The organism is uncultured Maribacter sp., assembly GCF_947495965.1.
Taxonomy (GTDB): domain Bacteria; phylum Bacteroidota; class Bacteroidia; order Flavobacteriales; family Flavobacteriaceae; genus Maribacter_B.
The window spans coordinates 140,810-155,804 of record NZ_CANMBB010000001.1; the positions used below are offsets into that span (position 1 = coordinate 140,810).

General features: G+C 32.8%; 12 protein-coding genes. 4 read left to right on the forward strand and 8 right to left on the reverse strand.

Going from position 1 to position 14,995, the window contains the following annotated elements:
• Positions 1 to 2: 2 nt before the first annotated feature.
• The 5 genes from Q0820_RS00690 to Q0820_RS00710 all read right to left on the reverse strand — a co-directional run bounded on the left by Q0820_RS00690 (position 3) and on the right by Q0820_RS00710 (position 8,264).
• A complete protein-coding gene (locus Q0820_RS00690; RefSeq protein WP_298484283.1) occupies positions 3 to 3,719 on the reverse strand; it encodes a Calx-beta domain-containing protein in 3,717 nt (1,238 codons plus the stop codon).
• A 161-nt stretch (positions 3,720 to 3,880) separates the two neighbouring features.
• Positions 3,881 to 4,765 carry an ACP S-malonyltransferase gene (gene fabD, locus Q0820_RS00695; protein ID WP_298484284.1) on the reverse strand — a complete coding sequence of 295 codons (885 nt, stop codon included), beginning with the start codon at positions 4,763 to 4,765 and terminating at the stop codon, positions 3,881 to 3,883.
• A gap of 47 nt (positions 4,766 to 4,812) precedes the next feature.
• Entirely contained in the window at positions 4,813 to 5,328 is a 516-nt protein-coding gene (locus Q0820_RS00700; RefSeq protein ID WP_298484285.1) for a gamma carbonic anhydrase family protein, read from the reverse strand.
• Positions 5,329 to 5,340: 12 nt separating this feature from the next.
• On the reverse strand, positions 5,341 to 6,069 hold the full coding sequence (locus Q0820_RS00705; RefSeq protein ID WP_298484286.1) for a LytTR family DNA-binding domain-containing protein: 729 nt from the start codon (positions 6,067 to 6,069) through the stop codon (positions 5,341 to 5,343).
• Positions 6,069 to 8,264: a histidine kinase gene (locus tag Q0820_RS00710; RefSeq protein ID WP_298484287.1), complete on the reverse strand. Its 2,196-nt coding sequence runs from the start codon at positions 8,262 to 8,264 to the stop codon at positions 6,069 to 6,071. Before Q0820_RS00710 ends, Q0820_RS00705 begins: the two co-directional genes overlap by 1 nt.
• 205 nt (positions 8,265 to 8,469) lie before the next feature.
• On the opposite strand from Q0820_RS00710, the gene Q0820_RS00715 reads away from it, so the two are divergent.
• Positions 8,470 to 9,318, forward strand: a complete 849-nt coding sequence (locus Q0820_RS00715) for a DUF4349 domain-containing protein (RefSeq protein WP_298484288.1) — start codon at positions 8,470 to 8,472, stop codon at positions 9,316 to 9,318.
• Between the two features lie 32 nt (positions 9,319 to 9,350).
• The gene (locus Q0820_RS00720; protein WP_298484289.1) at positions 9,351 to 10,520 is read left to right on the forward strand and encodes a VWA domain-containing protein; all 1,170 of its coding nucleotides are present in this window, start codon (positions 9,351 to 9,353) and stop codon (positions 10,518 to 10,520) included.
• Positions 10,521 to 10,584: 64 nt separating this feature from the next.
• On the opposite strand, the gene Q0820_RS00725 is transcribed toward Q0820_RS00720, so the two are convergent.
• Entirely contained in the window at positions 10,585 to 11,601 is a 1,017-nt protein-coding gene (locus tag Q0820_RS00725; RefSeq protein ID WP_298484290.1) for a type IX secretion system membrane protein PorP/SprF, read from the reverse strand.
• Between the two features lie 123 nt (positions 11,602 to 11,724).
• On the opposite strand from Q0820_RS00725, the gene Q0820_RS00730 reads away from it, so the two are divergent.
• Complete coding sequence (locus Q0820_RS00730) at positions 11,725 to 12,627, forward strand: NifU family protein (RefSeq protein WP_298484291.1); 903 nt, start codon at positions 11,725 to 11,727, stop codon at positions 12,625 to 12,627.
• Between the two features lie 64 nt (positions 12,628 to 12,691).
• Positions 12,692 to 12,892: a dodecin family protein gene (locus Q0820_RS00735; RefSeq protein WP_298484292.1), complete on the forward strand. Its 201-nt coding sequence runs from the start codon at positions 12,692 to 12,694 to the stop codon at positions 12,890 to 12,892.
• Positions 12,893 to 12,934: 42 nt separating this feature from the next.
• Here the strand turns inward: Q0820_RS00735 and tsaB are convergent, their stop codons facing one another.
• Both tsaB and Q0820_RS00745 read right to left on the reverse strand, forming a co-directional pair.
• On the reverse strand, positions 12,935 to 13,615 hold the full coding sequence (gene tsaB, locus Q0820_RS00740; protein WP_298484293.1) for a tRNA (adenosine(37)-N6)-threonylcarbamoyltransferase complex dimerization subunit type 1 TsaB: 681 nt from the start codon (positions 13,613 to 13,615) through the stop codon (positions 12,935 to 12,937).
• An 18-nt stretch (positions 13,616 to 13,633) separates the two neighbouring features.
• Entirely contained in the window at positions 13,634 to 14,971 is a 1,338-nt protein-coding gene (locus tag Q0820_RS00745) for a TolC family protein (protein WP_298484294.1), read from the reverse strand.
• Positions 14,972 to 14,995: the final 24 nt, after the last annotated feature.

Sequence of the window (14,995 nt, forward strand, 5' to 3'; positions counted from 1 at the left end):
CATTATCTTATTAACTGTATCCAGCCTTTTTTAACCTCAACACCATCTTCATCTACTAAATTTAAAACATAAAAATAGGTTCCAGCAGGAGACTGTTTTCCTTCATACAACCCATCCCAAATTATAGTGTCTGTGAAATTATTTTTTTCTACTACAGCATTGCCATAACGGTCAAATATTGTAATAGATACATTTGAAAAATCTGGCAACACATCTGTGTCTTGAAACTTTAAAACATCATTTGTACCATCACCATTTGGAGAAAACTGGTTAAACAAAAATCCTTCTTCGGCTGGTGTAGGAACACTAACCATAACCTCCGCAACTGAGTCATTATTTTCTGCATTACTATCTGCTGGAAAAGAACTTAACAAGCTCGCTGTATTTGTAAATACCCCTTCGTTGGGTACGGTTACCGTAATTGTTAAAACAGCTTCCTCCCCTCTTGCTAAAGTTGGAATAGTCCAAACACCTGTATTTATATCATAAGTACTCCCTGGCTCACTTATTGGCTCTCCCGCAAGTACAAAATTTTCTAAATCAATTTCTTCTGAAATTCGTATTTGTGATACGCTCTCTCCTTCTTGTGAGTTGTTTTTTACCGTTACAGTAAATACTACCTCATCACCTACTAGTGGCCTACTACTTAGTGCCGTTTTAGTAATTTCTAAATCGGTTCCTTCAGGAATTTCTAATTCTAAAGAAACTGTTGCTGTATCATTTGCTAAGTTATTATCTAATGGAAATGATTCTAATAACTCTGCAGTGTTAGAGTAAACTCCTCCTGCTACCACCGTAGCTTCTATAGTTAAAGTAGCGGTTGCACTTGCTTCCAAATTTTCAAAAATCCAATTACCACTTACATCATCATACATTCCTATAGAAGCTTCACTAGAAACAAATAAAAATCCTGATTCTAAAACATCTCCTATAGTTATATTTTTTGCTTCATTAGTAGATACATTACTCACTGTAATGGTAAAAATTACATTCTCTCCTATTATAGCATTAGGGTTATCTAATGTTTTTAAAACTTCTAAATCTATAGGGTCTGGTGTGCAGTCTGAGACCACCGTAATAGTTACGTCTGTAGAACTATTTGCACATGGAGCTTGCGCTCCAGTAGTTGTATATCTAAATACATATTCCCCAACTGCTTCTTCTAAGAAATTAACTTCATTGTCTTGATTAATCTCTAATGTAGACGGGCCTGATACAAAAGTCCACTCCCCTTCATCTACATCTCCTATTAAACGCGTATCTAAATCTATAAGACTTAGCGGTTGTTGTGTAGAATTTAAATTACATGCTGTTGTGTTACTAGCCGTACCTGATGAAGGAGTTTCCAATATAGTTACCTCAACAGCTATTCTTTCTATTGAAGGACAACCATTTGCTATAGCTTCTGCATAAAAAAATGTGCTTTCATCCACTATAGGTGTTACAAAAGAGCTTCCTGCACCTATTTGTGTTCCTCCAGTTGGTCTATCAAACCATCGTATAGATGCTCCATCACTAGGAGTTGCTGTTATTAATCCTGAATCTGAATCACATTTTGTTTCTCCTGCTGTAGAAATTATTGTAGGTATATCATTAGATATTAATTCAATTTCTAAAACACCTCCTGCACAATCGTTAGCACTATCGTAAAAATAACCAAAGAAGGATCCTTGAACTGTTACATTTTGACTTTCTGCTGCTGTTAAACGAGCTCCCGCATTAAGCGGATTAGAAGATTGACTCCAAGTTAAAACCATTCCAGCTGGTGGTGCTGAATCCGTATAATCATTTAAGTTTGCTTGTATATCTCCACAAAATTCTGCGCTTGGCGCATCTGGGCTTAACAATGGTGTTGGCGCACAATTATCATCATCACCAATAGTTCCCGTTGCTGTACCTCCTCCACCTATAAGAACCCCATTTGTAGCACCATTTAAACGAATAGTAAAAGTCTCCGATTCTTCTAATTCTGTATCATCGACAATTGGAACCTCTATTGTTTCTGTCTCACTTGCAGTTCCTGCAAAAGTTACAGTATTAGCTACACCTGTATAATCTACCCCACCACCAGTTGCAGTACCGTTTAAAAATGTATAACTAACCGTTGTACCACCGTCTACAGCATTATCTAAAGTTACTGTAAACACTAAATTACCCCCAACGACATCCTCATTTACTGTTACATCTTCTATTGTAAGTGTAGCAGTATCATCGTCTTGTATAGTAACAGTAGCAGTACGTGCAGAAGCTGGCACTGCTGATTCATAATTTACTCCTCCTATTATTCGTAACACTACAGTTTCTGAACCTTCAAAAATAGCATCGTTAGTAGGATTAATAGTTATAACACCTGTTTGGTCCCCATTAGGAATAGATACAGATGTTCCAATACTTGCATAATCTGCTCCTGTAGAAGTAGAACTTGGTAGTATCTGAAAATTAACTTCAATAGGGTTACCTGTTGTATTTACCCTTCCTAAATCTACTGTAAAAACACCATCTCTCCCTACTTCTGCAGCTTCTGTAGCTGTTGCATCTGTAGCGGTTAGGGTTGCTGTATACACATCATCATCTTCGTTAGTAACTGGAACATCTGTAACTGCCGCGCCATTTAAAGCGTTATAATTTGCATCTGCAGAAGTTACATTACCTGTAATTATATTGTAATTTTGCAGTCCATCTACTAGCACATCATCTACTCCTGTTACAGTAACAAGAACTCCTGTATCCCAATTAGCAACAGGGATATTTACTGTTGTAGGCACTGTTCCTTCTGTTGTATCTGAACTAGATAAAGCAACATTTACTGCAGCTGTAGGTTGGCTATCTAAAGTTACTCTAAAGGTTGCTGTACCTCCTGCCTCTGTTGTATTACCACTTATTGCTGAAACATTTACTCCTGCAGTATCATTATCTGCAATAGTCATTGCTGCTGTTATAGAAGCCGCAGCTCCAAGCCCGTAACCAGTACCTGCACGTATTCTATAGGATAATGTTTCATTGCCTTCTGCAATTGCATCATCAACAGGTGTAATAGTTATAATCCCTGTTCTTGCTCCATTTGCTATAGACACATTAGATGTCGTAGCTGTATAATCCGCAACTACTGCCGTAGATGTGCCAAACCTTGTTGCTCTCACTACAATTGCAGAACCGGTGCTATTAACTCTACCTAAATCTACAGTAAACACACCTGTTCTATCCACTCCTGCGGCTTCTGTTGCCGCAGCATCTGTAGCTGTTAATGTTGGCTCATAATCATCATCTATTATAACTAATGTAGCAGAACCATTAGTACCTGTTGCAGCGGTATAAGATGGTGGATTACTCACTACGCTTATTATTATAGTTTCATTCCCTTCCACATCTGTATCATCTACTACACCTGCCAAACTAACAGTTGTACTTGCTGAAAATGCTGGGATAGTAACATTGGTTGTTATAGGGCTATAATCAGCTGTAGGTGTTGCTGTACCTCCAATTGCAATAGTTACATCTAAAGATGCCAATGTAATTATGCTTCTAGTAACTGTGAACCTTCCATTTACTAAAGGTTCTGGTGTTACTTCTCTAGGATGCGCTCCTGTCCTTGCTATAGAAACTACTTGTTGCGATTGCCCAACAAAACAATACAGCAACATAATAAAAAACAAAGAAAAGTGTACTGATTTCTTTATATTTATAGTGTTTGTAAAAAAATAATTTTCTTTCAACTTCATAACTGTTTTTTGAATTAACACGAATTCAATCCACAGCAAAACAGGCACTTATAGGGTAAAATTTGGGTGTCAATATTACTAAAAATTTAAGCCATTACCTCAGGAAATTGCTTAAATCAAGTTTTTTTGGATAAAATACAATATTATAGGCTGTAGGGTAGTTATTCTATAATTGCAGAGCTTGTTTCTGCAATAGGCTCTATTTTTTTAACTAAACCTTGCAATACTTTTCCTGGTCCTATTTCTGTAAATAAAGTAGCACCATCTGCTATCATATTTTGTACACTTTGTGTCCATTTTACTGGTGCTGTAAGTTGTGAAATTAAGTTTTTCTTAATCTCAGCAGCATCTGTAACAGCTGTTGTAGTTACATTTTGATATATTGGACAGTTTGGGGTATTAAAAGATGTTTGCTCTATTGCCGTGGCTAACTCTTCTCTTGCCGGTTCCATTAATGGGGAATGAAAAGCACCACCTACAGGTAACACCAAAGCTCTACGAGCTCCTGCTTCTTTCATTTTTTCACAAGCTTCATTAATTGCTTCTACCTCACCAGAAATTACTAATTGTCCTGGGCAGTTATAATTTGCAGGTACAACTACTCCACTAACAGAAGCACATATTTCTTCTACCACATTATCTTCTAATCGTAAAACAGCAGCCATTGTACTTGGTTTTATTTCACATGCTTTTTGCATTGCTAAAGCTCTTTGAGAAACTAACTTTAAGCCATCTTCAAAATTTAATACTCCATTTGCTACCAATGCAGAAAATTCCCCTAAAGAATGCCCAGCAACCATATCCGGTTTAAAGGCATCCCCCATTACTTTACTTAAAATAACGGAATGAAGAAAAATTGCAGGTTGCGTTACTTTGGTTTGTTTTAATTCTTCCGGTGTTCCTTCAAACATAATGTCTGTAATAGAAAATCCTAAAATAGCATTAGCTTGGTTAAATAATTCTTGCGCAATTGGGTATTTTTCAAATAGGTCTAACCCCATGCCTACAAACTGTGCTCCTTGTCCTGGAAATATATATGCATTCATTTTATTCGTGTTTAAGGCGGCAAAAATACATATTAAAAATAACTTACTTATTCTTCTTTAAACCAGCTAGCATACTTAACATAATTATCTGCTATTCTATTTACCTCGCCAGAACTTAACTCTGGACTAATATCTTTAATTTTTTTTGCTGGCATTCCTGCATAAACAGTACCTTCTTTTACATGCGTGCCTTTAGTAACTACTGCTCCTGCAGCTATAATACTATTACTTTCTATAATACAATCATCCATAACAATACTTCCCATTCCTATTAAAACATTGTCTTTTATGGTACAGCCATGTACTATAGCATTATGCCCTATAGAAACATTATTACCTATTGTGGTTGGCGATTTTTTATAAGTACAATGCACTACAGCACCATCTTGTACATTTACTTTGTTCCCCATTTTAATATAATGAACATCGCCACGCAAAACAGCATTATACCATACACTACACTGGTCTCCCATAGTAACTTCTCCAAGAATGGTTGCATTCTCTGCTATAAAACAATCTTCTCCAAATTCTGGTGTTTTTCCTTTAACAGTTTTTATTATCATATTTTATTCTTTTTAAAAAAAGGATAGCAATTCTTTCTTTTTACTTGCAGAAACTATTATTTCTTTACCATTAGAAAGTACTACACTACCTCCTTTTCCTTTTCTATATTTTACAATCTCATTTACATTTACTAAAAAAGACTTGTGAATTCTTGCAAAGGAAAATTTACTTAGTGCTTCTTCAAAATATTTTAAAGTTTTACTAACTACGATTTTTTTATTTTCAAGATATATCTCAGTATAATTATCATCTGCCTTGCAATATAAAATATCGGTAACATTAAGAACTTGAAAACCATCTTGTTGTGGCAAGGTTATTTTACCTTCTACTCCATTTATTTTTGGGGTTAAAACAGTATCCGATATTTGTGCTTCCTTCTGTTTTATTTCCCAAACATAATCTACCGCTTTTATTAACTCATCTATATTTATTGGTTTCATTAAATAATATGCCGCATGGCTATTAAGAGCATCCATTGCATATTGGTTATAAGCCGTAACAAAAACAGTTTCAAAGCTCCGGTCTGGAACTTTCTCTAACAAATCAAAAGCATTACCAAAAGGCATTTCTACATCCAAGAAAACTAAATCTAACGTATTATTTTCTATTAATTTTAAGCCTTCTTGTATAGAACTGGCCTCGCCTACCATGACTACTTTAGGGCAATACTTTTGTAAATAATTACGAAGAATCTCCCTGCTATTTGCCTCGTCTTCTATTATAATTGCTTTTAATTCCATTATTCTTTTTTGAGTGTAAATTGCACTTTTGTTCCTGTACCATCTTCTTGCAAATTAGAGATAGATACATCTACTTTATCTTTATGCATTTCATTTAAAATGGCTATTCTTTTTTTGATATTCCCCATTCCTTTAGACTTCTGCTTTTTTTGATTTTGGGTTTTTAACTCCGCAGATTTTTTTCTTCCAATTCCATTATCTGCAATAGTAATATGTATAACTTCATTAGACACATATTCTATATTTATTTTTAAAAAACCTTTCTCTTCTTTATAACGTAACCCATGCCAAATGGCATTTTCTATATAAGGCTGCAATAGCATTGGCGGTATTTGAAAAGATGGTACATTTATTTTTTCATCTATAGTAATCGTATATGCAAATTTATCTGGAAAACGAGAATGCTCTAACTTTACGTAAAGTTCTAACAACTCTAATTCTTTTGTTAACGGAATAAAGTCTTCCTCAGAATTTTCTAAAACTGCTCGCATTAAGGTAGAAAAATCACTTAGATACCTATTAGCACTTCTTTCATCATTCTTAGAAATATAATTATTCACAGAATTAAGCGCATTAAATATAAAATGTGGATTCATTTGTGTTCGTAAAGAACGTAAAGCCAATAAATTATTTGCTATTTTTTGTTGCTGATTACTCCTATAAAAGAAAAAAGCTGCCAATGCGGTTAATACTAAGCCCATAATTAAAGAGTAAATAACCCATTTTTGACGTTTGTTATTTACCAGATATAGCTGCTGCTCGGTAGAAGCCAAATCGTACTTGCTTTGCGATAATTCTCTTTCTTGTTCTAAACCAGAAATTCTACTTTGTTTCGATGCTAATTCTCTATTAAACCTAGCTGCTTGTGATATTTCTTGTTCTTTTCTTACATAGAGAGTATCTACCACTTTTACATATTCTTGATAGGTTTCTAGAGCCTTACTAAAATCTCCTTTATACTTATATACTTCCGATAATTTACGTGTTGCATCTTTCTGCACCACCAAATCGTCTTCTACATTAGCCTCTACAATACTCTTTTCTAAATACGGTATTGCTTCTTCATATTTTCGTTGTGCTACATAAGCATTAGCAATTTTATAGTTTACTCTTTGCGATGTTATGGAGTCTGCCGGTATATCTCCTAAATCTTTACTTTTTTTTACTTTTCCAAAGCTATTTAGCTCTCCTAGAGTTTCTTTACGAAGTTGAATTTCCTCATCATACCTATTCTTTTTATTGTAAAAATCGGCGACTTTTTCTTTTTCTTGAATAGCTCTTTGCGGAGCTTGTTTTTCAGATAACTCTAAAGAATTTGTATAAAATCCTTCTGCTTCTACATTTCTGTTATCACTAGAATAAGCATCTGCAATTTTAGAATTTAAATCGGCCAACTTTGGCGCTATCTGATTTTTCTTAGCTATAAGTAACCCTTCTTCATAAAAAGACACTGCCTGATTTACATTTTCTAAACCCTTGTAACTATCTCCTATTGCTTCATACAAAGCAACTTTTTGGAATGGCACTAAACTTTTAATTTTTAATAATGGATCTAGCGTGCTAATAGCTTTTTTATACTCTCCATTTAACACATAAGCTTTTCCTAATAAAAGAGATGTTTTAGAAGATTTGTAAGCATCAATAGCATCTAAATAACTAGAAATTGCTAAATCTGTTTGGTTGTGTTGCTGGTACACTTCTCCTAAGAGAGATAGTGATTCTGCCAATTCCACCTTATTGGCTCGCTTTCCTAAACTTGCAATAGATTGGGTAATAAAATCTATGCTCTTTGCTATATCTTCTTTTTTATATTTTTTTGCAGAATCTAATAAAATTTTATGTCTACTACTTGCTTCCCAAGAACTTGTGCTTCTTGTATTTTTAGATGGCAAAGAATACCCTTCTACTAAAACATCTATATCTTCAAAGCTTTTAACTATGTAGTATACCGTTTCTATTTCTGAACTTCTAAATGTAATTTCATCCCCTACAGCAACCTTAATCTTAAATTTCCCAAAACTATCTGTACTAGTATATTGCCCATTATTTGTAGACACCTCAACATTACGTATGGGTGTTCTATTTTCTTTTCCTTTTACAGAACCCTTTATTTCTTTTCTAGTATTAAAATCTTGGGCATAGCTCCCAAAACAAAAACTAAATAGAATAATAAATATGTATAGCGCTTTTTGCATGCTTTTTATATAACAACGTAAACTTAGCAGATTTATATGGCATTAAAAAATGGACTTATGCTACATTTTAGCCTTTAAACCTCCTTTTTAAGGCCTTTACAAAGTTAAAACATGTTTTTACGCATTGAAAAGGCACTCTCCCTCATTCCTCATTTTTTATAAAATAAGTTGCCCATAGATTTGAACCAACACAAATACCTAAAAAATGACAACAAAAACAAAACAGAATTTTAAAAAATATGTAATGCTCCTAATCGGAGGTTTTATAACACTGTTTATAATACGTTTTATATATAGTTACAACGAAAAAGAAACTGCAATACAATTTAACAATCAGCTTATTTCTGAAACCATTTGGGATGTTAGAAAAAATTATGCTTCTAAAAAACATGAAGTATTCTCTAACACTAGCGCTGTTACACAAACTAGAATAGACCAGAAGTATGAAAAAATAGCAAAAATTAGTTCTGGAACATCAGATTTTATTTCGGATGAAAAATTAATTAGAAGTCAGATAAAAAACTACAAAGCTTTAATACAATATGAAAACAAAAGTGGTAATGCCGGCAATAGAAATTTAAACTTTTCTATTGGTGTACCTCCCGAAAATTTTGATGACATGTACCAAAGTCTAATAAAAATAGGTGTTGTTTCGGCTAAACAAATTACAAAAACCGATAAAACCAATGAATACAAAGAGCTAAATGCTAAAAAACTATCTCTCGAAAAAATTAGAACAGCTCTGCTAGAGTTAAAGGCTAAAGGTGGTAGGATTGATGAGTTTATGCAGCTAGAAAATAGAATTCTAGAGATAGAACAACAGCTTCAAGATTTAGGGGTTAGCCTTGGTAATTTTGATGACGAGAATGAATTTTGCACCGTACAATTTACTTTATCTGAAGGTAAAAAGATAAATGCATCCCTAATAACTAAAATATTATCTGCTTTAGAATGGACATTAGAAACGTATATAAAAATAATGGCGGCTTTATCCTTTTTAGCTCTTTTCGCATACTTAGTTAGTATCACTATTAATAAATTAAAAACACCTTAAAATCAAAAAAAATAATTCTAAAAAACAATAAAATGAAAAAAGTAAACTCTATTCTTAGTCTTGTAGTTATGGCGTTAATTTGCACCACAACTTTTGGTTGCGAAACAAAAAAGAAAACAAAAACTATATATGCACAGGCACTTACAGAAAAACCTGTTACAAGCAATACCGTTAAGATTGCCCTGTTATTAGACACTAGTAATAGTATGGATGGTTTAATAAACCAAGCCAAAGCGCAATTATGGGATATTGTAAATAAATTTACCCATGCAAAATGCGGAAATGAAGCAAAACCAAATCTACAAATTGCATTGTACCAATATGGGAATGATGCTTTATCTTCTAAAGAAGGATACATACAGCAAGTATTAAATTTTAGTGGCGATTTAGATGAAATTTCTGAAAAATTATTTTCGCTTACTACTAATGGTGGTGAAGAATATTGTGGTGAAGTAATACAAACTTCATTAAAACAATTAGAATGGGGAAACAACCAAGATAATCTAAAGCTAATTTTTATTGCTGGCAATGAACCTTTTACACAAGGAAAATTAAATTATGAGGATGCAGTTACTAATGCTAAAGAAAAAGATGTTATTGTAAATACTATCTTTTGTGGTAATTACGAACAAGGCATAAATAGCAAATGGAAAAAAGGAGCTACGCTTACCGGTGGAGAATATATTGCAATTGACCACAATAAAAAAGTGGTACATATAGACACCCCTTATGATGAGGTAATTATAAAGTTAAACGCTAAGCTAAACAAAACCTACATTTCCTATGGCTCACTTGGTGCTTCTAAACATAAAATGCAAAGCATACAAGACAGTAATGCTATGGAAATGGAAGAAGCTGTTGCTGTAAAACGTGCCGTTAGTAAAAGTTCTAGATTATATAAAAATAAAAACTGGGATTTAGTAGATGCTGCAGATGATGCTTCTTTTGATGTTTCTAAAATTAAAAAGGAAGACTTACCTTCGGAACTAAAAGAAAAATCTAACTCAGAAATTAAAAGTTACATTAAAGCGAAAAAGGCAGAGCGAGTTAAAATTCAGAAAGAAATACAAGATTTGAATACAAAGAGAAACTCTTATATTGCTAAAAACCAAAAAGAAAATGTAAAAGGAGAATTAGAAAATGCGATGTTAAAAGCTATTCAAAAGCAAGCTGCCTCTAAAAACTATAAATGGGAACAATAAAATTTAATTGTTAGGTTTTGTTTTATAATGTGTTTATCTTTTCTAAGGTAAACACATTATCCTTTTACTGTGCTGCAGGGCAATAACAATCATATTTACGTTCTGATTGTCCAAAATCGTAACCTACTGTTATTTGATGAAAACCTCCGTTATCAAAACGAATATCTCCCATTTGGTAGGAATAGTTATAAGAAACTAAGAAATTCTTAATATTAGCTCCTATAATTGGTGTTATTAATTGCAACCTTTGTTCTCCAAAGGTTCCGTTAGACTGAAACTGAGCACCATCAAAGCTTCTACGGTAAGAAACACCAGCCCAAAGTCTTCCAAAATCTACATCACGGTAAACCTTAGCATTGAAATCTATAGTCTTTTCTTTTGTAAAATCTGTTAACTGGAATAATACCGAAGGTTCTACTTGCCATTCATTTCTACCAAAAATATATCCAGTACCTACTACAAATCGTCTAACATTATCGATTGCAACAACAGGAGCAACATTTACGTTTGAATTATACAAATTTCTATCACTATTCAGTGCATTTAACATTGCAAAATGTGCGTAGAAATCTTTATAATTATAAGACATTCCTAAATCAATATTAAAATAACCAACACTATTATTAGTTCCATTAATAATAGGATCCGGAATTACACTTCTAAATTCAGATTCATCTAAATTACTTTGCAAATAACCTGCACTTAAACCAAAAGATAATTGGTTTAATATACGAACATCCTCACTACCCATTCTTAAATGGTGAGCATAAGTTGCTTTAAAACCGGTTTGTGAATGATATCCATTAGCATCATTATGAAATATAAAACCTATACCACTATCACTATCTGCAATTCTAAAATGCGCATTTAGAGTCTGTAAGCTTGGTGCTTCATCTACATTAAACCATTGTTTACGTATCGTACCACGTATTTTACCTCCTTCGCCAATACCTGCCATGGAAGGAAATACTAAATAATAATTATCGGATAAATAATCAAAATATACTGGAATACCCTCCTGTGCATAAGAATTAAAACTTAACACAAAGAAAGAAAATAGAAGTAAAATGCGGTTTTTCATCTAGTAAATTGGGCTAATTGGTTGTTACACCTTGCAAACATATAATATAACGAGTTAAATACAACAATATTATCCAAGTGTTAACTAAGAATTACTTTGTATTTTTGTGTAAAATACAGATTCATGAAGGAGTACACTATTACAGTTGTTAGCACAAACAATCCTAACATATTAAAATTTGAAACAAATCATCTATTAACAAGTCATACTAATTTTGAATTTAAAAATATTGATGAAGCAAAAAACTCGCCTTTAGCACAACAATTATTTTATCTTCCTTTTATTAAGACTGTTTATATTTCTGGTAATTTTATTGGCTTAGAAAGGTATGATATTGTTGCCTGGGATGATGTTAAGGATGAAGTTGCACAACAATTAGTAGAATACTTAAACTCTGGTGAACCAGTTGTTATAGAAGAGAACACAGGCAAACCAGTTGCTGTAACGGTATATGCAGAAGTTACGCCTAACCCAACTACAATGAAATTTGTAGCTAGCAGAAAGATTGTTGCAACAGCTTTTGAATTTAAGAATATTGATGAAGCAAAAGACTCCCCATTAGCATTAGAATTATTTCAACTTCCTTTTGTTAAACAAGTTTTTATTGATGAAAATTATGTTTCGGTTTCTAAATATGATGTTGCAGAATGGGAAGACATTACTATGCCTTTAAGAGAGCTTATTAGAGAGTTTATTGCAGCAGGAAAACAAGTGGTTTCAGATACTATAGAACAGCAAACAAAAGTTGCTGCTCCTGTAGAAGTAGAAAAAGCAGTAAGCCTAGATGACACTTCTAAACAAATTGTAGATATTTTAGAAGAATATGTAAAGCCAGCCGTTGCTAGTGATGGTGGTAATATTTTATTCCAATCTTATGAAGAAGATACTAAAACTGTAAATGTAATTTTACAAGGTGCATGCAGTGGTTGTCCTTCTTCAACGTTTACACTAAAAAACGGGATAGAAACTATGCTAAAAAATATGATGGGTGATAAAATAAATGAGGTAGTTGCTGTAAACGGGTAACTATTTAGCTTTTAGGGATTTCTGTTTTATTTTCTTACTTTAGAGAAAACAAAAATCATTAATTATGGCAATTTTAAAAGTTATTGAAGTATTAGCAAATTCTAGCAAAAGTTGGGAAGATGCAACTAAAAAAGCAGTTTCTCACGCTTCTAAAAGTGTAAAAAACATTCGTTCTGTATATGTACAAGACCAAAGTGCAAGTGTAGAAGACGGCGAGGTTACAGATTTTAGAGTAAACCTAAAAATTACTTTTGAAGTAAAATAAATTACAAATACTATTCTTAAAGCGCCTAACTAGGCGCTTTTTTTATGCCTTTTTCTTTTTTTGCAACAAAACAAAATCTTTTAAGTAATAAGGCTCAAAGTAAGCTACATCTTCAAAATTCTTGTCTTTGAATTTCTGATAAGATAATGATGCCATTTCTTTTGCCGAAGGAACAACTGTAGTATTACATATAAAATTAGGATGTGTTAAAATTTCTTTACACTTTTCGGCCCCACTTCCTGCAATAATAACTTTACCTTTTTCTGTATATTCACTAAAAGAATTTTCGTCAATAATTTCTGCACGAGTTTCTCTTATTTCTGAATACGAAGCGTTAAAAACAGAAGAATACACTTCCATTCTTCTTGCATCTAAAACCGGAATAATTACAGTATTTTCTTCTAAAACTACTTGATGCGCCATACTTTCCAGCGTAGCTATAGAAATTAAAGGAACACCTAAAGAAAAACATAATCCCTTTGCTGCAGAGACTCCTATACGCAAACCTGTATAAGAACCTGGGCCTTTACTTACCGCAATAGCATCTATATCTTTAATAGACAAGGAAGCTTCTTGCAAAGCTTCCTCTATAAACATGTGTAATTGTTCCGCATGTGAATAATTAGAAGAGTTATGTTCTTTTAAAATAATAAGCTCTCCGTCTTTTGCTATACTAACAGAGCAGTTAGTTGTTGCTGTTTCTAAATTTAATAATATTGCCATAATGGCTACAAATATAATCTAGTTTAACGCAATAGGAATACCAAAATAGAATTCTAATATTTTTAATCTAAAAATATAATCATATTTTGTACGTACTACATCTGCCTCTGCATTATCTACTCTAGATTGTGCCTGGCTAAAATCAAAAGCATTCATTAGTCCTACATCAAAACGTTCTTTAGAATAATTATAAGCCAACCTTCTTGCTTCTAATGTTTTTTCAGCTGCTTCATATGCTTTATAAAAGGTTTTTACATCTACATAAGCCTGTTGTATATTGGATTCTAAATCTAACTTATCTTGCTCATATTGTAGTTTACTTTTTTCTAGCTGAATCTTTGCTCTTTTAATATTATTCTTAGTACTAAATCCATTAAAAATGGGAACATTTAGCTGAGCACCATAAGAAACCCCATCAAAAATCCATAATTGATCTGTAAAATTTGGAGAAATTCCTCCTGGTAAAGTAGTTGCGTCAGAATATCTAGAACCGTAATTAGCAAATCCCGAAAGTGTAGGGTAAATAGCTCCTTTTGCTATTTTTAAATCTTTTTCGGCAAGAGAAACATTAGATTCAGAAAACCTAATATCATTCCTGTAGCTTAAAGCTTTATTAAAAATATCTTTTGCAGAATTATCTAATATATTGGAAGGCGGAATAGCAAAAGTTTCTTCTACTACATCAAAATTTTCATAATCTGTAATTTGCAATAACTGGGCTAAATTTATTCTAGAGATTAATACTCTACTTTCACCGTTTACAATTTGTTGTTCTTGGTTAACTGCAGTTGCTTCAATTTCTAATAAATCTCCTCTAGGTACAACTCCAGAATCTACTAGCTCTTTAATTCTTTTTAAATCTTGCTCTGTAACGGCGTATTGCGCTCTAGAAACTTTTAAATTTTCTTTGTTAGATAATACTTGTAAATAAGCATTAGCAACATTTAGTCTAATATCATCCTTTAAATCATCTAATCTATATTGCCCTGCAATGGCGTTTAATTTTGCTCTATGTAGTCTATTTATATTTCGTAAACCATTAAACAAAGTAATATTAGAACTTAAGCTTCCATTCACATTAAAAGCAGTAGTATTAGTTGGTGCATTATTTGTAGGGTTAATAGAAAACCCTGTATTGCTAGATGCAGAACTTAATGCATTTAAGTTTGGTAATAAATTTCCAAAAGCATCAGATTCTTCAATTTTAGTATTCTCTAGATCTAAGGCAAACTGTTCTATAGATAAGTTGTTTTCTACTGCATAAGTAACACACTCTTCTAAAGTCCATTTCTTTTCTTGCGCAGAAGCTATACCCAGCACTAAAACTAAAAATAGTGTTGTTATTTTAAATTTCATTTTTGATTATTTTTGATTATTGAT